The sequence below is a fragment of the Acetobacter sicerae genome, from assembly GCF_011516765.1.
Classification (GTDB): domain Bacteria; phylum Pseudomonadota; class Alphaproteobacteria; order Acetobacterales; family Acetobacteraceae; genus Acetobacter; species Acetobacter sicerae.
In genome coordinates this window covers 257,463-280,862 of sequence record NZ_JAAABN010000004.1, presented here as the reverse complement: position 1 = coordinate 280,862, position 23,400 = coordinate 257,463, and the positions used below count along the sequence as shown (strand labels likewise).

Genomic DNA, 23,400 nt, shown 5'->3' with positions numbered 1-23,400 from the left:
GATGCCCTCTGTTTCCTGAGCCGAGTCTTCGGTATAGGGGCGGCATGAGTGAGAGTAAGGCAGCCATAAAGGCCTGGACCAAGACGCAGGCGCGTCTGGGACTGCGTGCGGTGCGTCCGTCCATTGTGCTGGGCATTGTTTCCAGTCTGGCGGGGGCGGCACAATTCTGGTGTGTGGCCAATATTCTGGGGCCGGCACTGACGGATTTTGTGACCCCATCAGGTCATGGCGCAGGAGCCCCTGTGCCGGTGTGGCCTCTGCCTGCTTTTGTTGTCATCGCTCTCCTCCGTATCGCGATCAACTTTCTCAGCGAAAATGCGTCCGCTACGGCGGGTCGACGCGCCCGGAGCCGCCTGCGAAACGAAGTGCTCGGCTCAATCGTCGGGACAGGCCCTGCCGTGCTGCGTCATGCACATAGCGGCGCGCTGGCGGCGCTGGCGGTTGACCGGATCGAAGCGCTGGACGGCTACTTTACCCGCTGGGCGCCGGCTTCCGTACTGTGGGTGGCCTCGCCATTCGTGCTGGCCGTGCTGACGGCGTTCGTGCAGCCACGGGCCGCTCTCATTCTGGCGCTCTGCGGCCTCTTCGTGCCGTTTGCGCAGGCGCTGTTCGGTATCGGGGCCGCGGTGGCCTCCCGCAAACAGTTCCTCGCCATGACGCGGCTTCAGGCCCGCTTTCTCGATCGCATGCGCGGTATCGCCACCATTGTTCTGGCGGGACGGGCGGATGATGAGGCGCAACGTCTTGGACAGGCCGCCGATGATCTGCGCAAACGGACGATGAAAATCCTGCGGGTGGCGTTTCTCTCATCCGCTTCCATAGACTGCGCCATGATCGTTGCGCTGATCCTGATTGCACTGATCGACGGACGGCATGTGCAGGCCGCCATCCATACGACTGACGCCGCGACGTTCCGTTCAATGGTGACGGCCAGCCTCTTTGCGCTGCTGATTGTTCCGGAGTTTTTCGCGCCTCTGCGCGGGCTGGCTCTGGCCTATCAGGATCGTGCGCTCGTGCAGGGTGCCGCCGAAGACATTCTGGCGCTCCCGGCAGAGGTGGCTTCGACGGGCGAGACGCACCAGCTTCGTGTGGCGGCGGATGAAGGTGTGGCGATCGCGTTTGAAAATGTGTCGTTTATCTGGGACGAGGCGCGTGGACGGGCGCTGGACGATGTTTCGTTCTCGGTGGCGGCCGGAGAAACCGTGATCCTTTCCGGCCCATCGGGCGCGGGCAAGTCCACGGTGATGGAACTGCTCCTGGGATTCATTAAGCCGACTGCCGGACGGATTACGTTCAATGGCGTCGATATGCAGACGATCGCCCCCACAAGCCTGATGCGCCTGATCTCGTGGATCGGGCAGCGACCGATCCTGTTTGCGGGATCACTGCGGGAAAACATTCTTTTCGCTCGGCCTGACGCCACGGAGGAGGAACTGGAGCAGGCCATTCGCGCCGCTTCAGTGGACGGTTTCCTTCTCAGTCTGCCGGACGGGATTGAAACCATGATCGGTGAGGGGGGGTTTGGTCTGTCTGGTGGACAGGCGCAGCGGATCGCCATCGCGCGCGCCTATCTGAAGAACGCTCCTGTCCTGCTGCTGGATGAACCGACTGCCTACCTTGATCCGGTGACGGAAGGCGACGTGTTCGAGAGTCTTGAGACGCTGACCCGGAACCGTACGGTGATTCTCGCCAGCCATTCGACGGCGCTGCAGGAATTTCAGGGACAGAGGATCGAGCTGTCCAACGGCCGGATTGCCGGTGCCGGAGGAGAGGCGGCATGAACTGTTCTCCAGCACGTGAAATCGGCATGAGAGGGGACCGTCCATGAGTCGACCATCTTCCCGTGATGTGGCTGCGCGTGAGCGGGCCGACCGTGACGCCCTGATCCGTATCGTCGAGGTCTGGCGTCCGCACGCGGCGCGTCTGACCATGGGGCTGGTGCTCTCGCTGCTGGCGGTTCTTGCCGGACTGGCCCTGATGAGCAGCGCCGGACTGCGTTTCGCCGGGGCGGCGCTCGGCATGGTGCTTGTCACCGCCACATCGCTCCGCGTGCTGGGACTGGGTCGCATCGTTCTGCGCTATTCCGAGCGTCTGTATGCCCATGACGCCATGTTCCGGGCGCTGGCGACATTGCGGGTGTGGTTTTTCCGTTCTCTGTCGCAGGGCGCCGCCGCTGGTCTGGGCTTCCGACGCGCGGGCGATCTGCTGTCCCGACTTGTGTCGGACATCGAGACGCTGGACGGGCTTTACCTCCGCCTTCTGCTGCCGCTGGCCGGAGCCTGCCTGACATTTCCCGTTCTGGTGCTGGTGATCTGCAATGCCAACTCGTTATTGGGTATCCTGATCGGCATCCTCTTTGCATCCTCAGCCTTCATCATGCCGCTCGCTGCGGCTCGGCTGAGTCGCAAGGAAGGGGCTGGTCTGAGCCACGCACAGGCGGCGCTTCGCGTTGGTGTGCTGGATCTTGTCAGCGGCATGCGCGAGATCCGGGCTTTTGGCGCAGGGCCGCGGATCATTGATCAGGTTAACAGCGCGAACAGCCGTCTGCTGGCGCGTCAGGCTCAGCTCTCCCGTCGCATGGCGTTTGTTGGCGCACTGTCCAGTGTCTGCACACAGACAGCCCTGCTTCTGCTGCTGGCCGCCATTGCCGGTATCGGGTTCGATCGTATTCCGGCCGTGCAGGGTGTCGGGTTGATGTTCCTGACCTTCGCCTGTTTCGAGGCTGTGTCAGGTCTTACCCGTGCGGGCATGCTGGCTGGCAACATGGGGGCTGCGGCGCATCGGGTCGTGGCGATCGCCGATGAGCATCCGCGTCCAGTGCAGGCCGTGTCGCCTGCTACAGTGATGCCGACCCACTTTGATATTGCTTTCGAGCATGTTGCGTTTCACTGGCGCGCTGACCGTCCCGACGTGTTCCGTGATTTCTCCCTGACCATCCCGGCGGGCAGCCGGGTTGCGCTGCTGGGGCCGTCGGGCGCGGGGAAATCCACGCTGGCCGCCCTGCTTCTCAAGGCGGCTTTTCCTCAGGAAGGCCAGGTTCTGATTGGTGGCGTCGACATCGCCTCTCTTCCGGACGTCTGGCTGCGCCAGCATATCGCGTGGCTTTCACAGGCGACGCATCTGTTTGATGACACGATCCGCAATAACCTGCTGCTCGGCAGACCCGATGCGGATGAGGAAGCCCTGTGGAGAGCGCTCGACGAAGCGGCTGTCGGTGATTTCGTGCGCACGCTTCCTGACACACTCGATACATGGCTTGGCGAAGGTGGCGTCAAGGTGTCGGGCGGGCAGGGGCGACGCATTGCACTGGCGCGGACGCTGCTGTCGGAAGCCCCTATCCTTGTTCTGGACGAACCGGCAACGGGCCTCGACGCCCAGACCGAGCAGGATTTCTTTCTCACCCTGAACCGTGTCGCACAGGGCAGGACCGTGATCCTGATCGCCCATCGTCTGACCGGGGTGGAGCAGCTCGATCATGTCTGGCGCATCTCCGGTGGGGAAGCGGTTCCGGTGTAAGACGCCGGGTGTTTTCGCCCGGCGGAAAGCCTGCTTCACGCTCTTTTGTTGACCTTCTGCTCTCACGCAGGCACGAGAAACGGACTCGGCCAGTCTGACGTCAGGATGGCTCCGGCCCATCAAACCGCGAGGAGTGGATCATGCGTCGCCTTCTTTCTGTTGTCAGCCTTTGTTCGCTCGCCGCCTGCGCCGATCAGGGACCAGGCCGGCAGTATGTCGTCTTTTTCAGTCAGGGCTCATCGGCGCTCGATGACACTTCGCTCTCGGTAGTGGAAAAAGTCGCTGAAAAGGCCCGACATTATTCCGGCAGGACTGTGGTTGTGGAAGGTTATGCCCGCCAGAACGGCGATCTTTCCACGGAATCACTGCTCGCTGTCCAGCGGGCCAAAGCCGTTTCCCAGCAGCTTATGGCTGATGGTGTTTCTTCCAGACGTATTCGTGAAACAACCCGGCCTCCTTCCAACGCGCAAGGTGTCGTAGGCTCCCGTCGCGTCGAGATAGAACTGCTCGCTCAGTAATTTCGTCTTATGCTGGAAAGGCCCTCCTTGTCGGAAGACGATTACAGAGACAGCGGTTTCGCCCCGGAACTGTCAGGACCCGAAGGAGGACGTGACCGGTTCGTCGGGCTGTCGCCGCGTGAGGTTCTTCACCGTGTTTTCGGCTTTCCGGCCTTTCGCGGCTTGCAGGAGCAGGCCGTCGACCGGGTCATGGCGGGGGAGGACACGCTTGTTCTCATGCCGACCGGTGGCGGAAAGAGCGTCTGTTATCAGGTGCCCGCGCTCTGCCGCCCCGGCATGGGGCTGGTGGTCTCTCCGCTGATCGCGCTGATGGACGATCAGGTGGCGGCGCTTCGTCAGCTTGGCGTCAACGCGGCGGCTCTGCATTCGGAGCTGGACGGCGACGAGGCTTCGCGTATCCGGGGCGACCTGTTTAACGGACGGGTCGATATCCTCTATGTATCGCCGGAGCGGTTGCTGTCTCCCGGCACGCTGGATCGTCTGTCCCGTCAGCAGATCTCTGTCATCGCGATTGATGAGGCCCACTGTATTTCCGCATGGGGCCATGAGTTTCGTCCGGAATATCGCGCGCTCCAGACACTCCCTGAGCATTTTCCGGGCGTGCCGCGTATCGCTCTCACGGCGACGGCGGATCCACGGACCCGTAATGATATCCTCACCGCTCTGGCTATGCCGGAGGCGGAAGTGCTGTCCGCCAGTTTCCATCGCCCGAACCTGATGATTGCCGCGCGCCCCAAAGGCGGTGAGATGCGGCAGCTTGTCGATGCGCTTCAGAAGCATCGCAATGACGCCTGCATTGTCTATTGCGGATCGCGCGCCCGTACGGAGCGGATTGCCGCTTCGCTGCGTGAAAAAGGTTATCCGGCCTGCGCCTTCCACGCGGGGCTGTCGCCGCAGGAAAAGCGCGCCGCCCTGCACCGGTTTCGGTCAGGCGAACCGATTGTCATTGTCGCCACCATCGCGTTCGGTATGGGCATTGATCGTCCCGATGTGCGGACGGTGATCCATCTCGATATGCCCGCGTCGCCGGAAGCCTATTACCAGCAGATCGGCCGTGCCGGACGGGACGGACTGCCGTCCGATGTGCTGCTGCTCTATGGCGGCGAGGATATGAGTCGCGCCCGTTACTGGCTGGACCAGTCCAACGCGCCCGACAGCGAAAAACGCATCATGCGGGGACGGCTGGAGGCGATGATCGCCTTCACGGAAAGCACATCCTGTCGGACCCGTGCGCTGCTGGCCTGTTTTGGCGAAGGCATGACCGAGCCGTGCGGGCATTGCGATAACTGCCGAACACCCGTGCCGACCTTTGACGGCACGCAGGCAGCGCGGATGCTACTGTCCGCCATCTATCGCACCGGCCAGCGTTATGGCGCGCTGCATGTGATCGCGGTTCTGCGCGGCAAGCCGTCGGATAACATTTCGCGGGCGGGTCATGATCGTCTGTCGGTCTGGGGGATTGGCAAGGATAAAACCGAGACGTTCTGGCGCAGTGTGGTGAGGCAGCTGATCGCCCGTGGTGCCCTGATGACCGGCGATGAGCACGGTGGCCTGCGTCTGAATGAAGAGGTCGCGCGCCCGATCCTGCGTGGTGAGGAAGAAGTGCGGCTGAGAGAGGATGCGGTCGAGGCGTCTGCCCGAAACAGCCGGTCCACGGGGCAGGGCGATTCGATCGCCGATCAACTGACCGAGGATGCGCGGGAACGCTTCAACGCTCTCAAGCGTTGGCGGCTGGCTGAGGCGCGGGAGCAGGAGATACCGCCCTATTACATTTTCTCAGATGCGACCCTTTGCGAGATTTCGCTTGAATGTCCCGGCACGCTGGACGAACTCAGCGATGTCAAAGGCGTCGGAAGCTCCAAGCTCACCCGCTATGGGGAGGCGGTTCTGGAAGTGCTTGAAGACCTTGATTCCGGAAGGTGAATACTGTGCCTGATGCCCGTGGAGATGTCGGTGGAGACGGTTCCCGCACGCAGGCGCGTCATCAGGCCATTATCGCTACGGTGAAGCGGCAGGGTTATGCCTCGAACGAGGAACTGGCCCGTCTGTTCGATGTGGCGGTGCAGACCATCCGGCGCGATATCCGCACACTGGACGCCGCAGGAGAGGTGTTGCGTCATCATGGCGGGGCCAGCGCACCGTCTTCGGTGGAAAATATCGCCTATCCCCAAAGACAGATTCGTAATCGCGGTGAAAAGGACGCCATCGGCGAACTGGCCGCTGCTGCGATTCCCGATGGCGCATCCCTATTTGTGAATATCGGCACCACGACGGAAGCGTTCGCCCGGGCGCTGGCGAGTCACAAAGGTCTGCAGGTCATCACGAACAACCTGCATGTCGCCACCCTGCTGGCAGGGAGCGAGGACTGCCGGGTTGTGGTCACTGGTGGGACGGTGCGTGTGCGGGATGGGGGGATTCTGGGGCCGGATTCCCTGACCATGCTCAGCCGGTATCGCGCCGATTATGGCGTAATCGGCATCAGCGGCATCGACGAGGACGGTACTCTTCTGGACTATGACGCCGAGGAGATTCGCGCATCCGAACTTATCCGCGCCAATTCCCGCAAGATCTTTCTGCTGGCGGATCACACCAAATTCGGGCGCAGGCCTCTGATGGATGCGGGCAGCATCGCCGGTGTGACGGCCTTTTTCACGGATCGGATGCCGCCTGCGCCGATCTGCGAGATGCTCGCCGCCCATGATGTTGCGCTCGTGCTTGTAGGTGAAGATGTTCGGAAACGAACAATTTAGGCGTTGAGCCGGTGAGTGATGGAATTGTGGCGACTTTTTGCAGAGTCCTGTCGAGATTTTTCCATTGCCAAAGAGGTTCATGTTCGGATACGAAAATTCCGATACATTTTTCGAACAACAGACGGGACCGATGAAGATGGCTGCAGCCGACGACTCCTCCACCGTATATGATCTGCTTATTGTAGGCGGCGGTGTTAACGGAACAGGCATCGCGCGCGATGCATCGGGTCGCGGGGCGTCCGTGCTGCTGGTCGAGCAGGATGACCTTGCCAGCTACACCTCTTCCGCCAGCACCAAACTGATCCATGGCGGCCTGCGCTATCTGGAATACTACGAATTCCGCCTTGTGCGCGAGGCTCTGATCGAGCGTGACCGGCTGCTCGCCATTGCGCCGCACATCATGTGGCCGCTGCGTTTCGTGCTCCCGCACTCCCCGGAGCAGCGTCCGGTCTGGATGATCCGTCTGGGCCTGTTCCTGTACGATCACCTTGCCCCGAAGATGAAGCTGCCCAAGTCCCGGGCGCTCAATCTGAACACGCATTCCGCCGGCCAGCCGCTTCAGGATCAGTACAAGAAGGGCTTCGTCTATTCCGACGGTTGGGTGCAGGACAGTCGCCTTGTTGTGCTGAACGCGATGGATGCCGCCAATCGTGGCGCGGACATCCGTACCCGCACGCGTCTGGTCTCCGCACGCCGGGTCAATGGCATCTGGGAAGCCGAGATCGAGGATATGCGGAAAGGCGGCACGAAGACGGTGCGCGCCAAGGGTGTTGTGAACGCAGCCGGTCCGTGGGTCGCGCGTCTGCTGTCCAACCAGCTTGATCTGCCGAATTCGAAATCCGTGCGTCTGGTCAAGGGTAGTCACATTGTCGTGCCGCAGATCTTCGACGGTCCGCAGTGCTATATCTTCCAGAACCCCGACAAGCGCATCGTGTTCGCCATTCCTTACGAGCAGCGTTTCACACTGATCGGCACGACGGACGTGACATGGAATGAAGAGCCGGGTCTGGTTCAGATTTCTCCCGAGGAAGTCAAGTATCTTTGCGAGAGCGTGAACCGCTATTTCAAGGAGGACATCAAGCCGGCCGACGTGGTGTGGAGCTATGCCGGTCTGCGTCCGCTTTATGACGACGCCGCAGCCAATGCGTCTGCCGTGACCCGTGATTACGTGCTGGATCTTGATGATACGGACGGTGCTCCGCTGCTTTCCATCTTCGGAGGCAAGATCACAACTTTCCGTAAGCTGGCCGAACACGCGCTTGAAAAGCTTGCGCCGGTTCTGCCTGCCGTGGGAGGCTATTCCTGGACAGCGGATGCGGCATTGCCCGGTGGTGATCTGGGGACGGGAGGCTTTGAAGCGGCGCTCAACCGTTTCCGTGACGCAGCGCCGTTCCTGTCCCTGCCGTTTGCATGGCGTCTGATGCGGACCTACGGCATGCGGGCTTATGATGTTGTCGGAACAGCCAGATCGCTTTCCGATATGGGCGAGGATTTCGGTCAGGGTATGACGGCCAACGAAGTCGACTACCTGATCGCAAACGAATGGGCACGTGCGCCAGAGGATGTGCTATGGCGGCGTACCAAAATCGGTCTCCATATGACCGAAGAGCAGCGTCAGCGTGTGGGCGCGTATATAAAAGAAAAAGTCGGTTAACGACTATCGGAGCACCATGACAGCCCGGAAAAAACTGATCGGCGAGCTGATCGCCGAATGTATTGCGGTTTTCATAATCATCCTGTTCGGGGATTCTGTAGCCGCAATGTACACTCTGTACGACCCCAGCCCGTACAAGACGGCGTACTGGGGCGTCTGTATTGTGTGGGGCCTCGGCGTCACGATCGCTATTTATGCGACGGGCGCTGTTTCCGGCACGCACGCCAATCCGGCGGTGACGGTGGCGCTTGCCGTGTATCGCGGATTTTCATGGGCGAAGGTCGCGCCGTATTGCGCCGCCCAGGTTCTGGGCGGTTTTCTGGGCGCGGTCGTGGTCTACACGATGTTCTCGCCTGTCATCGAGCATTTTGCCATTTCGCATGGTCTGGATCGTATTCACGACGGCGCGGCGGCGGGTGTGTTCTTCACGCATCCGGGCGAGTTCGTCACACCGCTGCATTCCTTCGTGGTTGAAACCATTCTGACCGCCATGCTGGTGTTCGGGATTTTCGCGATTACCTACGAACACAACACCGTGGCGCCGCAGGCGAATTCCGGTGCGCTGATCATCGGTCTTCTTGTGGCCGCCATCGGTGCTTCCGCCGGATATCTCGACGCATGGGCCATCAACCCGGCGCGTGATTTCGGTCCGCGTCTGTTCTGCTACTTTGCTGGCTGGGGGCCGCAGGCGTTGCCGTCTCCGGGAAATTACTGGTGGGTGCCCATTTTAGGCCCGATTTGTGGTGGCGTAATCGGCGCCGGACTTTACCGGACGCTTATCCAGCCTTTCATGCCGAGGCCTGCTGTGGCGGCGTCCTCGATCGAAACTTCTGTCTGACCGTTAAGGAGCTGCCATCATGATCAAACAGGATCGTATTCTGGCAATTGACCAGGGAACCACTTCGACCCGTAGTATTGTCTTTGACATGAACGGGCAGGAAATTTCCGTCGCACGACAGGAATTCCCCCAGTACTACCCGCAGTTGGGATGGGTTGAGCACGATCCTGAAGATATCTGGCGTGATGCAAAAACAACGGCGCAGGAAGCGGTCGAGCGTTCTGGTGGCGTCGACCGCATTGCGGCGATCGGCATTACCAACCAGCGTGAAACCATCGTCGTATGGGACCGCAAGACCGGCAAGGCGATTCACAACGCGATCGTCTGGCAGGATCGGCGGACGGCGGCCCTGTGCGCCGAACTCAAGAAGCAGGGCAAGGAAGAACTGGTTGCCAGCCGCACCGGTCTGCTGCTCGATCCGTATTTCACAGCCACGAAGCTCGCCTGGATTCTCGACAATGTAGAGGGTGCGCGGGCGCGAGCTGAAAAAGGCGAACTGGCCTGCGGCACGATCGACTGTTTCCTGCTGTGGCGTCTGACGGATGGCAAGGTCCATGCGACGGACGTGACCAATGCCTCCCGCACCCTGCTGTTCGACATCCATCGTCAGCAGTGGGATGACGAACTTCTTGCGCTCTTCAACATCCCTGCGGCTCTGCTTCCGGAAGTCAAAGACAGCAGCGGTGTTTTCGGTGAAAGCACGCCTGATCTGTTTGGCCGCGCCGTGCCGATTGCCGGTATTGCAGGCGACCAGCAGGCCGCTGTTGTCGGTCAGACCTGCTTCAAGCCGGGTATGGCCAAGGCGACCTATGGCACGGGCTGCTTCGTTCTGCTGAATACTGGCGAAAAGCCGGTCGTTTCCCAGAACCGGATGCTCACGACCATCGCCTACCGCGTGAAGGGCAAGACAGCCTACGCGCTGGAAGGCTCCATCTTCGTCGCGGGCGCGGCGATCAAGTGGCTGCGTGACGGTCTGCACCTGATCACGCACGCTTCCCAGACCGACGATATGGCGACGCGCATTCCGCACAGCCACGGCGTCTACATGGTGCCGGGCTTTGTCGGCCTTGGCGCACCGCACTGGGACCCGAATGCGCGTGGCCTGATCTGCGGTCTGACTCTTGACGCCACCGAGGCGCACATTGCCCGTGCGGCTCTGGAATCCGTGGCGTATCAGACGCTGGATCTTGTTGCCGCGATGACGCAGGACGGTGGCGGCACGGCCGACACGCTGCGTATCGATGGCGGCATGGCGGCCAATGACTGGTTCTGCCAGTTCCTGTCAGACATGTTGCAGGCGAAGGTCGAGCGTCCCAAGCAGATCGAGACGACGGCTCTGGGTGCCGCGTTCCTCGCGGGCGTCGGCGTCGGTCTGTGGAATGATCTGGAAGAAGTCGCCTCCGAATGGCAGCGCGGTGCGCTGTTCGAGCCACAGATGGAAGCCTCGACCCGCAAGGGCATGATCGACGGTTGGCACGTCGCCGTACGCCGTACGCTCAGTCAGGTCTGACGTTCTTTTACTTTGTGCTGGGGCCTTGTCCGTTTCCTTTGGGACGCGGACGGGGCTCCTGTTTTTGTTTTCCCGTTCTAACTGGTGGCAGTGCACATCAGACTCTGATTGAAAAGACAAATCCTGGGCGGGATGCTTCAGATCATAGTGTGATCAGGTGTGGAACATATAAAGAACACCCATTGCTTTCGGGGACAGATTCTGCCATCAGGGCAGAGATAAACCTCGTGCGATCCTGATCTGAAAGAATGCCTATGTCATCGCGGACCGATTTCAGCCTGCTGCGCGATCGGGCAGGCCTGACGCTGCATCAGGCGGCTGAAGAACTGGGACTGGGGGAACGGACAGTGTACCGTTATGAGAATACCCCTGGCACGGCGAGCCGGACGTCTCTCAATTTCCTGCGCCGCATTGCTGATGAACGTCTCCGGGCAAAAGAAAAAGACAGGGTCGATTTCCGTTTTATCGATCTGTTTGCCGGTATCGGTGGCCTGCGGATCGGCTTTGAGGAGATCGGCGGTCGGTGTGTCTTTACGTCCGAATGGGACAGGTTCTCACGGCAGACCTATGCCCTGAACTATCCGGACAACCACGAAATCAGTGGTGATATCCGTCCGTTTGCGGAGGATCCCTCTCTGATTCCGGAACATGATGTCCTGCTGGCAGGTTTTCCCTGTCAGCCGTTTTCGATCGCCGGAGTTTCCAAGAAAAATTCATTGGGACGACCTCATGGCTTTCTGTGTGATACGCAGGGAACCCTGTTTTTCGATACAGCCAGAATCATCGCCCACCACCGGCCGGCAGCCTTTCTTCTGGAAAATGTCAAAAACCTGGAGCGGCACGATAAGGGGCGTACTTTTGCCACCATCATGCATGTTCTCGAGGAAGAGCTTGGTTATCATGTGCAGACCCGCGTGATCAGTGCTGCATCATGGGTGCCGCAGAAACGAGAGCGTATTTTTATTGTCGGATTCAGGAAGAAAACAGATTTTGATCTGAAATCTCTGGTTGTACCACCGGTAGAAAAAGGCCCGAGACTGGACTCAATCCTTCTGCCGCATGCAGAGGTGGAACCAAAATATACCCTTACGGAACATCTGTGGAACTATCTTCAGAATTACAAGGCCAAACATGCTGCTGCGGGTAACGGTTTCGGCTTCGGACTGTTCGGGCCGGATGATGTCGCACGGACACTCTCCGCCCGTTATTTCAAGGACGGGTCCGAAATCCTGATCCGGCAGGAGGGCAAACGGCCGCGCCGTCTCACACCGCTGGAGTGCGCGCGTCTTATGGGTTTCGATCGTGGTGACAGGCGGTTCCGTATCGGTGTTTCGGACACGCAGGCCTATCGCCAGTTCGGAAATGCGGTTGTGGTGCCGGTTATCGAGTTCCTGGCGAATGCCATGAAGCCCCATATACGCTCGGCCCTGGCGCAGGAGCGCCGGGATAGCGGAGATGGGGCTTCAGGCATGAGACCTGCTCATGATCAGAGCATGGCTGTTGCCTGATATCGTTTCACCGGAACAGCGCAGCCGGATGATGTCCGGCATCCGGGGAAAAGACACAAAACCCGAGATGGTGCTGCGGCAGGGGCTGCATGCTCTTGGTTTCCGGTTCAGGCTGCATGACAGGAAACTGCCCGGAACTCCTGATCTGGTATTTCCGAAATATCATGCTGTCATTCTGGTGCATGGCTGCTTCTGGCATGGACATGACTGTCACCTTTTCCGTCTTCCCGGTAGCCGGACCGAATTCTGGCGGACGAAGATTGACCGGAACAGGGCTGTTGATGTGCGTACGCAGCTTGCTCTGCGTAATGCTGGCTGGCGCGTGGGAACCGTATGGGAATGCGCGATGCGGGGGAAAGGTCGTCTTTCCATGGAAAACATCCTTGAAGCCTGTTCAGCATGGCTGAAATCGGATGCGTCCGAACTTGAAATCAGAGGACAGTAACTGGTGAGACGGGGACAGCTTTCGGATCAGTTTGAAGGGGTCGTGGCAAAAAGACTGACCGAGGTTGAAACCCGTCCGGACAGGTCCAATCAGCACGAACTGAATGGTTCCACCCCTCTAAGAAAGCTTCTGGGGGATGATGACCGTAGGAATATTTCGGCCAGGTTCATATGGCTCGGGGAGGAAGAAGCTGCCATTTCCGTTGATGGCATGCTGAGCTGGTATGACGCCCGCCGGAAACATCCGGTCCGTACCGAATACCGGCTTTATTACCGCTCCAATGAAGTGACCGAAGTTATGGCTCCGGGCGACGTGTTCTTTCTGGCCATGAAGCAGGACGGAAGTGCGCTTCTGATTGTTGTGCCGGCAGACAGCACCGTCCAGAATCAGCTTCTCTGGCTTTTCGGGCTTGATGATCTGTCGGGAACCAGCTTTTCCTTCCAAGAGATTGAAGGGGATCACGACCCGGAACTGGACTTCGCGGCCCGTTACATTCTCGATGAACTGGGGGTGGAGCCCAAAGAACCTGAGGCGGATATTCTTGATACGCTGATTGAGCCGTTTGGCCTCAGATTTCCCACGACACGGGTTTTTTCCGAACTTGCGCGTTCGTCCCTGCCGGATGTTTCAGCACACGATGATCCAGATGGGGCACTGGTTGAATGGATGGAGCGTGAAGAACAGCTGTTCCGCAGACTGGAGCGCCGTGTCGTTGCGGAGAAGATCAATGGAGGCTTCCAGTGTGCCGAGGGAGCGGATGTCGATGGTTTTCTTGCCTTTTCGCTGAGCGTGCAGAACCGGCGTAAAGCCCGCGCAGGCTCCGCACTGGAAAATCATCTTGAGGCGGTATTCCAGGCCAACGGGCTCCGGTATGCACGTGGCGCCGAGACAGAGAACCGTAATAAACCTGATTTTCTGTTCCCCGGAAAAGCGGCTTATACTGACCCGCTTTTTCCGGCCGACAGGCTGACGATGCTGGGCTCGAAATCGACGCTCAAGGATCGCTGGCGACAGGTACTGTCAGAAGCGGTAAGGATCAGGAAAAAGCATCTTCTTACGCTGGAGCCCGGCATCTCGGAAAACCAGACTGACGAGAGGCGGGCGAAGGAATTACAGCTTGTGCTGCCGCAGAGGCTGCATGCCACCTTCAGGCCATCGCAGCAGGCATGGCTTATGAATGTTGGAGAATTTATCAGCCTTGTCAGAGGGCGGCAGGATACATAATGGTTTCATGTCTGCAGAAACCGGATTGATTTTGATGGTTGGTTGATAATCCTGAAAGGCCGGCTACTCATCGAAACAGAAAGCTTCTCAGGTATTTTTAACATTAAAGCATTTACACCGCCTCAGGCGACAATCTTCCCCGACGTGACAACAGCACCATCACAACACCAATCGCTGCCAGACCAAGGCCAAGCGCCGACACCATGAAGTAACCCAGTCCAAGAGACAGAACACTGCCGCCCAAGGCCGCTCCCAGTGCGTTTCCAAGATTGAAAGCACCGATATTCATGGAAGACGCCAGTCCCGGCGCTTCATGCGCGGCCTGCATCGTGCGCATCTGAAGGGCAGGGGTGAGCGAGAAGCAGGCGATACCCCACACGAAGACGCCGATCAGCGCACCGGCAGGCGTTTGTGCCGCGATGGGGAAGACGAGCATGATCAGGCCGAGGATCGGGAAGAAGATGAGCAGCGTTTTTGTCAGGGAGATATCGGCAGCTTTGCCGCCCACGATATTCCCGACACTGAACCCGACACCGATCAGCATCAGCGCGATGGTCACCAGTGTGGGACCGGCATGGGTGACGGTTTCAAGCATCGGAACGATATAGGTATAGAGTTCGAACATCGCGCCCGCAGCGATGACCGTAAGACCCAGCGCCATCAGCACGTTGGGACGGACCATCACCTTCAGTTCAGCGGCTGCGTTCGGGCGGGGACCGGCTTCGGCAAGAGGAAGAAACAGGGCCAGTGCGGTGGCTGCGACCAGACCGAGCAGCGAAATCGCCATGAAAGCCTGACGCCAGCCCAGCGTATCGCCCATCCATGTTGCGGCAGGCACGCCGAGGATGTTCGCAATCGTCAGGCCCATGAACATGCTGGCGACAGCGCTGGCTCGCCTGGAGCGATCGACAAGGCTCGCCGCCTCCACGGCGCCCAGTCCGAAAAACGCGCCATGAGAAAAACTGGTGAGAACACGGGCCAGTAGCAGTTCGGTATAGGTTGAACTGGCGGCTGACGTCAGATTACCCACCGTGTAGAGGATCATCAGCCCGATCAGGGCATATTTGCGCGGATAGCGGGCAAGAAAGAGGGTGATGACCGGAGCGCCCGCCATGACGCCAAAAGCGTAGGCGCTGATCAATCCGCCCGCCTGTGGCACGCTGCTGTGGACACCGTGCGCCAGAACCGGAAGCAGTCCCATGGGGGTGAATTCCGTCACGCCGATGGCGAACGCTCCGAGGGCAAGGGCGATCAGAGCCTTGTTCATTCTGTCATTCCGTTTCTGTTTGATTGCTTCAGATAGCGAATGTCGCCGCGTAACAGAACCCATTCAGAAATTTCACCAGCAGAAGGCCTTGTACCGAGTGGGTGAACAGGGCTTTTTCCGGCTGTCAGTGCGAAAAAATGAAGCATTTATGACACGCTTGAATGGAGATGGGATTCTGATCAGACTGATTTTCAGTCTTGCCGTGCGTGGACAGGAAGAGGGCGGCCCGAATGTTTCACCTCAAAAGAAGAACTTTTCTGTCGCTTGCGGGCGGTGCGGGTCTGATCAGGACGATCGGCGCAGAGGCGGCTCTTCCAGTCAGGCCCCCTCTGCGGTCTCACAAACCGTTCTCGTTCCTGTTCATCACCGATACGCATCTTCAGCCGGAACTGAATGCCGCAGGTGGGTGTCATCAGGCTTTTGCAAAAGCCCGCTCCATTCGGACGGATTTTGTCATTCAGGGCGGTGATCATGTGTTTGACGCGCTGGGTGTGAATGCAGGACGCGCCTCAATGCTGATCGATCTTTACAAAAGAACGGCGCAGGATCTCTCGCTGCCAGTCCATCATACGATCGGGAACCACGACTGCTTCGGGGTGTATACGAAAAGCGGCGTGCAGCCGACTGATCCTTTATACGGCAAGAAGTTTTTTGAAGATAATTTCGGGCAGCTTTACTATTCGTTCGATCACAAGGGCGTCCACATTGTCGTGCTGGACTCGATCGGTATTACAGAAGATCGTGGTTACGAAGGCTGGATCGACGACGCCCAGCTTGGCTGGCTGGCCCATGATCTCGCGGCGCAGCCTGTTGGAACGCCGATCATTGTTGTCACGCATATCCCATTAGTGACTGCCGCCGCCGAGTATGCCGCACCGCAGGCTGTGCCTCCGAAACATCATGTCATGAGCGTGAGAAATGCCTATGACGTGCTGCCGCTGTTCGACAGATACAATATTATCGGTGTTCTGCAGGGGCATACCCACATTCTTGAGCGGATCGAATGGCACGGTGTTCCCTATATCACAGGGGGTGCTGTGAGCGGCAACTGGTGGCATGGAACACGCTATGGAACGCCTGAAGGATTCATGGTTGTTGATGTTGAGAATGGAATCATGAAAACGCGCTATGAAACATACGGATTTCATAGTGTTGATCCCCATGATACCTGAGACTTACGCCTGTGATGCTCTAATTCAGAATCCACCTGTGCTGAAGACCGATATTTCTCATGATCGGTTTGATCGGAGTGTGTGGACTTGGACGGCAGGCGTCAAAGAACTCATCAATGATACGGTAGTGGTCATATTCGATATTGTAGGGCGGTATGCCTCCGGCAGCCATGGCCCCATTCCACCAGCGTTTATTGGCTTCTGCGGCATCAGGCGTGCTGGGTGGGTAGTTCTTTAAAGCCTGTGCGACAGTCTCACAAAATCCGTCATAAGGAAGATGTAGAGCCTCCAGATTGACAGACTGGGCAATAGCCCAGTGTGAGTCGATACAAAAACTCACAAAAAGGATCAGGGCAAGATGGGTAAGGTATGGGCGCATGTTTCAGGGTTTCCTTGCGCCCTGAATGGCACGGGCTGGTAAAGGTATCGTAACCCCTGGCCTCGGTGTACCTTAGGATGTTATCCAGCTTCATCTCCCAGAGCATTGAGCTGATCCAGAATGGACTGATCGCGGATGCGATCATCCCGTATCAACATGACGATCTTTTGCAGGATTGAATCCATCTGCGCGTCGTCGTGGAGCGGCCGATATGAGGGGAGGCTTTTGCGAAGGGATGCCATCTTCCTGTCTTCCACGACCAATTGGCGTTGTTGCGGAAGGACCATGATGTCACCGCTGCCCAGATGAATTCGATAGCGATAACATTTTCCATTTACAAGAGCATGATGTTTTTCAAGGGTAACTGCATTTTCCATACCCAGTTCCAGCAGTAGGGCCTCAAGAAACTGTCTGCGGCCCAGAGCAATATTTCCGAAATGAGGCTCTTTGGGGAGTGTGATGTCTTCAAGACCGCTCTGACGACGCCAGAGAGCGAGATCCGGTATGGAGAAAAGTGTTTCGGGATCGAACGTGATGTTGCTGGTCGTGGTGCTCACCATGAGATCAACGTCCCGCATCACTTCCGAGAAAACGATACGATCGATATCAGCCAGACGGACTGGCGTGCCTGTTTCTCGCAGTTTTTTACTGCCGTCATAGCTCCAGTTCCCCTCATCTTTCAGGATGCAGAACCTGATTCTATCCGTCATGACGTGGGTAAAAACGCCCGACCAGTCGTAATTTTTACTGTCGCCGACACCACCCGTCCGGAACTCGACATAAACGCCGTGAGCAGGCACCTGAAATGTCCAGGGTGCGCTTTCACTGGAGGGCATGTGACCGGTCAGCGTGCGAATACGCCAGCCTCTCTGTCGCCCGATCTGGATTACCTGAGCCTGATTCAGAATGCGCCGTGCGTAGCGGTAGGAAGCGGGAGACGTTTCCCGTTCTGACCGGGTTATTGTGTAAGTCTCCCGCCATGCCTGCCGGATGGGCTGTAAGATCTGCAGATGTGCGAGTGTTGTGCGCCATTGTGCGATGGTCTCTGATTCCGCTGCATGTAGCGGGTGCCACAGGCTCAGAAGTGCATCCGGCGAAAGAGGCGAGATCGTGTTGCCGTTGGGGTCCAGCAGTGTGCCATCCTGTCTGATCATGCAGGTTTGAAGCGGTTTGCCGGGCATGGCTATCAGCCATATCTGTTTCCGCGCCAGCCATCCCAGCACAGGGTGCAGAAGCCAGCGTTCTTCAAAGATCGGCCATGACCAGGTTTGTCCGGTCAGCCATGATCGTTCCAGCCTCTGACGGTGCAGTGTCATGTCGGCGGAAAGCTGCTTTGCATCTGCCCGTGTTCTGCGGAGGATCGCATCGCACCCTGTTTCTTTGCGTATGGCAGCGGGCAGTTTGCTTAAAGTAGAGCCTGTCGCATCTTCATAATGAATTACGCCCTGACCAGATCCTGCGATACTCAGGACAACCGACACTCCGTTGACAAGGTTTTCGCGACGACGGTGCTGCGTATCCAGTCCATGGTCCAGTGCAATGAACTCCTCTGCTTCGACTGTCGTCAGACCGAGAGCTGCGGACGCCTGTGCAAGTATTTTATTGAGGTGAGATAGCATGGTCGCATGGCGGGTTTTTGCGCGCAGATGGGTCAGTCCCCGCAGCGCTTGAGGTGTGCCGATAGCGCCGATGGCGGAAACGAGACGGTTGAAGAACGAAACGTCTTCTTTCTTGATGGCGTCAATACCTTGCGGCAGTAACCAGTCGACATCCGCAGGGTCACGGGCGGCTGTTATCATACAGAGACATGCTGGTCGGATATTATCAAAAATTACTTTTTTTATATTGGGTTTTCTGATGTCTGAATTTTTTGTGCGTACACTGTCCCATGCCCCAAACGCCATGATGCCAGCATCGGGCAATCTGCCATGACGGAAGCTGTAAAACCCAGGGGTTTGCAGGAATGCTTCTGCTGTTTTCCTGATTGATCCGGTCGCCGAATGCACCTGTCTAATCAGCGCTACAAATTGCGGAAGAATGGCAGCCCGATAAAGGGGGGGCAGTCCGAGAGGAGTAGAGCGGTAAGGCTGCGACAGGGAAAGTTGGTAATATCCTTGGAGAAGGTTGCGTGCGAAGTCGAGTTCGCGGTTACCATCCGGTTCTGCAAGCCTTTTGGCGAAAAGCGATAAAGTCTTCCGTGATGGTTGTGGTGTGTCCGGTATCTGGAAGAATTCCAGGCGGGCATCCATGAGATCCGGCGACGTTTTTTGGTTGCGTCGTAACAGGGATTCACGTCCCAACCAGTAGAGTGCGGGAAAGTCGCGAGAGAGGGTTTCCTGGTCCTGTACGGCCTGATCGAACCATTGTTCGTCTGGAAGGCTTGTTCCTGTGCTTTTGAATGAAGCTAAATAGCTCTGCAGACCCGGTTCCGGCACAAAAAGCGCTGCTGGAGCAGGTTTTGTTCTCTGAGCGAGAATACGACGCGCCGCGACCATTTCAGGTGCATGGCGATTTTCCAGACTGGAAAAATTTTCTAGCCACTCAGGAGGTTTCGGAAGGGGACCGATATTTGGCAGGTCAGTCGCCATGCAGGTTTTGAGTGGCGCTTCATCGTTGTTAAGGCTTTTGATGAATGATCGTGGGACTGTGCTGCCGTAATATCTGTTCAGCGTGGCGAGCCGCTGTTCTTTCCAGGCACAATGAATGTTCCAGAAAATATGCCGGTCAATCTGGTGCATTTCCGCCATCCATCTGACCAGTTGGCGTTCAAGGACGCCGACTTCAGCTAATACCATTCGTGCAAGCGCCATATCGGCGTTTAAAAGATCATGCTGCATCATAAATCTGCGCATCCTTTATCTTTATCGGCTTGCAGGCGATTGCAAAAGTCTATTCGTACAGTCTGAGAGCTGGCTGCAGAAGCTCCTCAACCCGTCGTCCGTGTAAAGAAGATGGAATAAGTAAGTTTTATTGTCCATGACCTGTGTCTTGTTACGAAACAGCTTTCTCGTGTGGCGGTTAATCGATGGTCATGGAGCGGCGCAGGTACGCTGTCATTCTGGAAATTTCGCGCTTGTTACTACGAACTGAAATAAAAAACACGCGAGAACAGAGCTCTCGCGTGTTTCTTGTTTTCCAGAAAAAGCGGTTTCTATTCCTGATCGATCGACCGCTTCGGCAACAGGGCAGGAATGAACACCAGCGTCGCCAGAAGCGTGCAGCCCAGAGAAAGCAGCAGAAGACGTCCCATGCTGGCGGTGCCGGGATGATGGGAAAGCGCCAGTGAGCCGAAGGCTGTGCCGGTCGTCAGGGCCGAGAACAGCACGGCGCGCGCGGTCGGCGAGGCGAGGGGATACTGCACGCCCGCCCGCCAGTTCATCACGAAGTAGATGTTGAACGACACCCCTACGCCCAGCAGGAGAGGGAGTGCGATGATATTGGCGAAGTTCAGGGTTTCCGGGACCACTCTGATCAGGATCACGGTCATCAGGGCGGACAACAGCAGGGGAGCCAGAACAAGCCCCATGTCCAGAACCTTGCGCAGGGCGAACAACAGGATGATCGCAATCATGATGATGGCGGAAATGGCGGCCGTCTTGAACGCTCCGACAATGGTTTTCGCGCTTTCGACAATGTCCACGGCTGATCCGGCCATTTCAGGTGAAAGCGGACGGACTGTCTTGACGAAAGTGTGGAGCGCGCCGGGCTTCGACATCAGGCCGCTGGGATGAATCTCCACCAGAGCGCGTCCATCCGGAAGTAGATAATCACGTTTGATGACATCCGGAACATCCTTGAGGGTGACCGGCTGGGCGGACAGCACATCTTTCAGCGTATCGAGCTGCATGGGCAGGAAGCGGACCAGCGCGTCATTGGTCTGCATGGCCAGCTCATCTGGAGCCGTCGCCAGTTTTGCCAGCGCGGCCTGAATACGGCGCAGCGGGTCTGTGGGAGCAAGGTCGTCCAGAATACCTGAAAGCGCTGTAGCAGCGGAGGCCGCGGAAGCCTTCACCGCGGCGGCATCCGGCGCTGCCTGCGTGTTCTGCACGGCCAGACCGGGGATAAGGATCTGTGCGGCATCCTGAATTAACGCCAGCTTCGTATCCTGATCTTCCGGAACATAGGAGCCGAGCCACATGGCGTCATGCACACCCGGCAGCTTTCCGGCCTTGTCGGCCATGGCTTTGGCGGCATCGAGATTGGGAGCGAGATATTCGGCGCTATAGGGTGATGAGACCGGATTGCTCATCAGCAGATGCAGGGTCCGCATGCCTTCGGACTTCGGGTCCTTGGTGTGCAACGGATCTCCGTCGAATTTCAGGCTTGGGATCAGGACAATACCCGCCACCGCGACGACTGCAAAAATGGCGAGCAGAGGCTTGCGCCAGTGGCGGATCATCCGATCAACCGGTTTCATGAAGACATAGCCCGTCCGGGCATGGTCGATCGACGGGCGGAAAAGGCGCAGGAGGGCGGGCAGGAGCAGAATGGTGCACACAAACGCGACCAGCATGCCAATGCCTGCGATCAGTCCCAGTTCCGCAACGCCCAGAAACGCTGTTGGCGTGAAGGCGAGGAAGCCCGCGGCTGTCGCCAGAGCCGCGACCAGAATCTGATGGCCGGTTTCCTCACCGGTCTTGAACAGCGCCTCTTCCAGACCGGCTTCACCGGTCTGTGTGGGCTGCTGTCCGCGCAAACGCACTGAGAACTGGATGGCGAAATCGACGGCGATACCGACAAACAGGATGGCGAACGCCACGGAGATCAGGTTCAACGTGCCGACAGCGACGGCTGCGAAACCTGTGGTCAGGAGCAGACCGGTGATGAGCGTGATCACGATCGGCACAATGACGCGCCAAGTATGAACGGCCAGTGTCAGCCACAGAATGACGAGCGCCAGTGAGCCCAGCAGGCCGGCGACCATGCCGTCGGCGACGGTGGCGAATTCTTCGTCACTGATCTGCACATCGCCTGTCAGATAGACATGGGCATGACCTGTTTTCACGAATTCCAGGTCTTTAGCAGCAGCGCGAATGGCATCGGATGCAGCGCCGCCCGGCTGGAAAGAACCATAATCCAGCTTCGGCTGTGTCATCACGAACTGGTAGCGGCCTGCCAGATCCGTCAGATTTCCAGCCAGAAGCTGCTGCCATGACAGAAACTCGGGATGTCCGTTCGCTGCGGCTTCGAGACTGTTGGCGAAGCCGTTCAGGGGAGCCTGAAAGCCAGCCATATTGGCCTGGCCCCGTTTGACGCCCTCCGCGATCAGCCCGAGGGAGTCAAAAAGACCACGCGCTGACGGGTCGGCTGCCAGAGCGCCAAGGAAAGGCTGGGCGGCAACGGTGTCGTCCAGAACCTTGGCGAGAGCCTTCTGGTCAAGAAACATCAGCCCGTTGCGGTTGAGATAGGCGTTGTCGTCCGGCAGGCGGATATAGTTGAAGTGGTCGTGATCTCCGGACAGTCTGTCGGCCAGAGCGCGCGCCGTGGCGCGTCCTTCTTCAGGCAGGTCGGCCTCGATGACCGCGACCAGAAGATTGTCCTTCTGTGGGAACAGCTTCCCCATCATGTCGGAGCGCTTTTTCCAGGCCAGCTTGTCGGACAGCATCTTGTCCGTGTCGGTGGTCACGCCAAGGTGATTGTAGCTCACCCAGACGGACGTCGCGGCCAGCAGCATGAACAGTGCGACGACGAGAGAAGCGCGCTTGGCGCACAGGACGATAAGTCGGCCGATGAAAAGGGAGATCATGTGAGGTCTTCAGGCCCTTGCCGTTGACAGCGCAAGATTGGCCAGTCCCGATAATCCCGTGACCAGCGCAAGTTGAAGTAAAGGGTTGGTTTGGCTGAACCGGCGACGGGACGCAAGAGGGAACCGGGAAAGTGTCTCCGTTGGCGGAAAAAGATGCCGGTGCTTTACTGCACAGCACGTAGCTTCATTCTGTCGGGAGCATAGAGCGATGTATGGCACTGGTGCGTCGGATTATCTGGAAAGGGCCAGACTTCTTATAAGATCACGTAAAAAGGAAAATCTTTTTTATGCTGCTCTGGAGTTGAGAAACACCTTTCAGAGCCGTGTCGATCTTTACAAGGAAGTGATTGAAAGTTTTGGTTCGGATTATGATTCCTATACCAGGAAAGCGTGCAAGTACGTGCAGGGTTGGAGATTGAAGGATGGAGCGAAGCACGTAAGGAAAGTTCACAGAGAAATTCATTATACAGATGATGTTGTTGGTATAAAATATGAAATAAAAGGAAATGAATTTCTAACCTATTATACTCCGATAACAGAAAGACTGATTTCACATGTAGACTTTCTGAATGCGCTTTCTCACAATGTAAGAATTCCAGATAATCAGGATGACTGGTTTAAAGAAAAATTCGATAAAATTTTCAAAATATATAAGGATATCTATCTATTTTGTAAGGGAGATAATCTGCTTCCCCCAATAGAAGATCCGAAAAATACGGTTTTTGAGATGAATATAGCAACCAATCATCAGGAATTTATGGATTTTCTGGGTGATCTGGTGAAAGATAAAGCAGCAAGTCATCCATGTAATGCGGAAATATTTTTTCCGGAAACGCCACGTGAATGGATCGAAGAAAGCAAACTGTAATCTTG

Annotated in this window: 17 protein-coding genes; 13 read left to right on the top strand and 4 right to left on the bottom strand. The window is 57.6% G+C overall.

Going from position 1 to position 23,400, the window contains the following annotated elements; translation table 11 throughout:
• The first annotated feature begins 44 nt into the window (after positions 1 to 44).
• From cydD to GVI59_RS06740, 11 genes are all read left to right on the top strand, one after another.
• Positions 45 to 1,781, top strand: a complete 1,737-nt coding sequence (gene cydD, locus GVI59_RS06790; protein ID WP_173573533.1) for a thiol reductant ABC exporter subunit CydD — start codon at positions 45 to 47, stop codon at positions 1,779 to 1,781.
• A gap of 43 nt (positions 1,782 to 1,824) precedes the next feature.
• Complete coding sequence (gene cydC / locus GVI59_RS06785; RefSeq protein ID WP_173573532.1) at positions 1,825 to 3,516, top strand: thiol reductant ABC exporter subunit CydC; 1,692 nt, start codon at positions 1,825 to 1,827, stop codon at positions 3,514 to 3,516.
• A gap of 140 nt (positions 3,517 to 3,656) precedes the next feature.
• Positions 3,657 to 4,034: an OmpA family protein gene (locus GVI59_RS06780; protein WP_173573531.1), complete on the top strand. Its 378-nt coding sequence runs from the start codon at positions 3,657 to 3,659 to the stop codon at positions 4,032 to 4,034.
• Between the two features lie 9 nt (positions 4,035 to 4,043).
• On the top strand, positions 4,044 to 5,957 hold the full coding sequence (gene recQ, locus GVI59_RS06775; RefSeq protein ID WP_242012984.1) for a DNA helicase RecQ: 1,914 nt from the start codon (positions 4,044 to 4,046) through the stop codon (positions 5,955 to 5,957).
• Positions 5,954 to 6,784, top strand: coding sequence for a DeoR family transcriptional regulator (locus GVI59_RS06770; protein WP_173573530.1), 831 nt, complete (start codon positions 5,954 to 5,956; stop codon positions 6,782 to 6,784). Before recQ ends, GVI59_RS06770 begins: the two co-directional genes overlap by 4 nt.
• Positions 6,785 to 6,920: 136 nt before the next feature.
• Positions 6,921 to 8,438, top strand: a complete 1,518-nt coding sequence (gene glpD / locus GVI59_RS06765) for a glycerol-3-phosphate dehydrogenase (protein ID WP_173573529.1) — start codon at positions 6,921 to 6,923, stop codon at positions 8,436 to 8,438.
• 16 nt (positions 8,439 to 8,454) lie between these two features.
• Positions 8,455 to 9,276 carry an MIP/aquaporin family protein gene (locus tag GVI59_RS06760; protein WP_173573528.1) on the top strand — a complete coding sequence of 274 codons (822 nt, stop codon included), beginning with the start codon at positions 8,455 to 8,457 and terminating at the stop codon, positions 9,274 to 9,276.
• 19 nt (positions 9,277 to 9,295) lie between these two features.
• Positions 9,296 to 10,786: a glycerol kinase GlpK gene (gene glpK / locus GVI59_RS06755; protein ID WP_173573527.1), complete on the top strand. Its 1,491-nt coding sequence runs from the start codon at positions 9,296 to 9,298 to the stop codon at positions 10,784 to 10,786.
• 254 nt (positions 10,787 to 11,040) lie between these two features.
• On the top strand, positions 11,041 to 12,294 hold the full coding sequence (dcm, locus tag GVI59_RS06750; protein ID WP_242012983.1) for a DNA (cytosine-5-)-methyltransferase: 1,254 nt from the start codon (positions 11,041 to 11,043) through the stop codon (positions 12,292 to 12,294).
• Positions 12,269 to 12,739 carry a very short patch repair endonuclease gene (locus tag GVI59_RS06745; protein ID WP_173573525.1) on the top strand — a complete coding sequence of 157 codons (471 nt, stop codon included), beginning with the start codon at positions 12,269 to 12,271 and terminating at the stop codon, positions 12,737 to 12,739. Before dcm ends, GVI59_RS06745 begins: the two co-directional genes overlap by 26 nt.
• 3 nt (positions 12,740 to 12,742) lie before the next feature.
• On the top strand, positions 12,743 to 13,963 hold the full coding sequence (locus GVI59_RS06740) for a type II restriction endonuclease (RefSeq protein WP_173573524.1): 1,221 nt from the start codon (positions 12,743 to 12,745) through the stop codon (positions 13,961 to 13,963).
• A gap of 112 nt (positions 13,964 to 14,075) precedes the next feature.
• Here GVI59_RS06740 and GVI59_RS06735 read toward each other — a convergent pair whose 3' ends face one another.
• A complete protein-coding gene (locus GVI59_RS06735) occupies positions 14,076 to 15,230 on the bottom strand; it encodes an MFS transporter (protein ID WP_173573523.1) in 1,155 nt (384 codons plus the stop codon).
• Between the two features lie 230 nt (positions 15,231 to 15,460).
• Here GVI59_RS06735 and GVI59_RS06730 point away from each other — a divergent pair, with 230 nt between their 5' ends.
• Positions 15,461 to 16,402 carry a metallophosphoesterase family protein gene (locus GVI59_RS06730; RefSeq protein ID WP_173573522.1) on the top strand — a complete coding sequence of 314 codons (942 nt, stop codon included), beginning with the start codon at positions 15,461 to 15,463 and terminating at the stop codon, positions 16,400 to 16,402.
• A gap of 19 nt (positions 16,403 to 16,421) precedes the next feature.
• Here GVI59_RS06730 and GVI59_RS06725 read toward each other — a convergent pair whose 3' ends face one another.
• The 3 genes from GVI59_RS06725 to GVI59_RS06715 form a co-directional block, all read right to left on the bottom strand.
• Positions 16,422 to 16,781 carry a M15 family metallopeptidase domain-containing protein gene (locus GVI59_RS06725; protein ID WP_242012982.1) on the bottom strand — a complete coding sequence of 120 codons (360 nt, stop codon included), beginning with the start codon at positions 16,779 to 16,781 and terminating at the stop codon, positions 16,422 to 16,424.
• Between the two features lie 80 nt (positions 16,782 to 16,861).
• Positions 16,862 to 18,580 carry a DUF4132 domain-containing protein gene (locus GVI59_RS18990; RefSeq protein ID WP_242012981.1) on the bottom strand — a complete coding sequence of 573 codons (1,719 nt, stop codon included), beginning with the start codon at positions 18,578 to 18,580 and terminating at the stop codon, positions 16,862 to 16,864.
• 1,352 nt (positions 18,581 to 19,932) lie between these two features.
• Positions 19,933 to 22,527: an MMPL family transporter gene (locus tag GVI59_RS06715; RefSeq protein WP_173573520.1), complete on the bottom strand. Its 2,595-nt coding sequence runs from the start codon at positions 22,525 to 22,527 to the stop codon at positions 19,933 to 19,935.
• A gap of 208 nt (positions 22,528 to 22,735) precedes the next feature.
• Between GVI59_RS06715 and GVI59_RS06710 the strand changes: the two genes are divergently transcribed.
• Positions 22,736 to 23,395 (top strand): hypothetical protein, encoded by a 660-nt coding sequence (locus GVI59_RS06710; protein WP_173573519.1) that lies wholly within the window; start codon positions 22,736 to 22,738, stop codon positions 23,393 to 23,395.
• Positions 23,396 to 23,400: the final 5 nt, after the last annotated feature.

What these genes read in the sequence shown, in the direction of transcription:
- cydD (WP_173573533.1), top strand. Translation starts at nt 45, where the DNA reads ATGAGTGAGAGTAAGGCAGCCATAAAGGCCTGGACCAAGACGCAGGCG.
- cydC (WP_173573532.1), top strand. Translation starts at nt 1,825, where the DNA reads ATGAGTCGACCATCTTCCCGTGATGTGGCTGCGCGTGAGCGGGCCGAC.
- GVI59_RS06780 (WP_173573531.1), top strand. Translation starts at nt 3,657, where the DNA reads ATGCGTCGCCTTCTTTCTGTTGTCAGCCTTTGTTCGCTCGCCGCCTGC.
- recQ (WP_242012984.1), top strand. Translation starts at nt 4,044, where the DNA reads ATGCTGGAAAGGCCCTCCTTGTCGGAAGACGATTACAGAGACAGCGGT.
- glpD (WP_173573529.1), top strand. Translation starts at nt 6,921, where the DNA reads ATGGCTGCAGCCGACGACTCCTCCACCGTATATGATCTGCTTATTGTA.
- GVI59_RS06760 (WP_173573528.1), top strand. Translation starts at nt 8,455, where the DNA reads ATGACAGCCCGGAAAAAACTGATCGGCGAGCTGATCGCCGAATGTATT.
- glpK (WP_173573527.1), top strand. Translation starts at nt 9,296, where the DNA reads ATGATCAAACAGGATCGTATTCTGGCAATTGACCAGGGAACCACTTCG.
- dcm (WP_242012983.1), top strand. Translation starts at nt 11,041, where the DNA reads ATGTCATCGCGGACCGATTTCAGCCTGCTGCGCGATCGGGCAGGCCTG.
- GVI59_RS06745 (WP_173573525.1), top strand. Translation starts at nt 12,269, where the DNA reads ATGATCAGAGCATGGCTGTTGCCTGATATCGTTTCACCGGAACAGCGC.
- GVI59_RS06735 (WP_173573523.1), bottom strand. Translation starts at nt 15,230, where the DNA reads ATGAACAAGGCTCTGATCGCCCTTGCCCTCGGAGCGTTCGCCATCGGC.
- GVI59_RS06730 (WP_173573522.1), top strand. Translation starts at nt 15,461, where the DNA reads ATGTTTCACCTCAAAAGAAGAACTTTTCTGTCGCTTGCGGGCGGTGCG.
- GVI59_RS06725 (WP_242012982.1), bottom strand. Translation starts at nt 16,781, where the DNA reads ATGCGCCCATACCTTACCCATCTTGCCCTGATCCTTTTTGTGAGTTTT.
- GVI59_RS18990 (WP_242012981.1), bottom strand. Translation starts at nt 18,580, where the DNA reads ATGATAACAGCCGCCCGTGACCCTGCGGATGTCGACTGGTTACTGCCG.
- GVI59_RS06715 (WP_173573520.1), bottom strand. Translation starts at nt 22,527, where the DNA reads ATGATCTCCCTTTTCATCGGCCGACTTATCGTCCTGTGCGCCAAGCGC.
- GVI59_RS06710 (WP_173573519.1), top strand. Translation starts at nt 22,736, where the DNA reads ATGTATGGCACTGGTGCGTCGGATTATCTGGAAAGGGCCAGACTTCTT.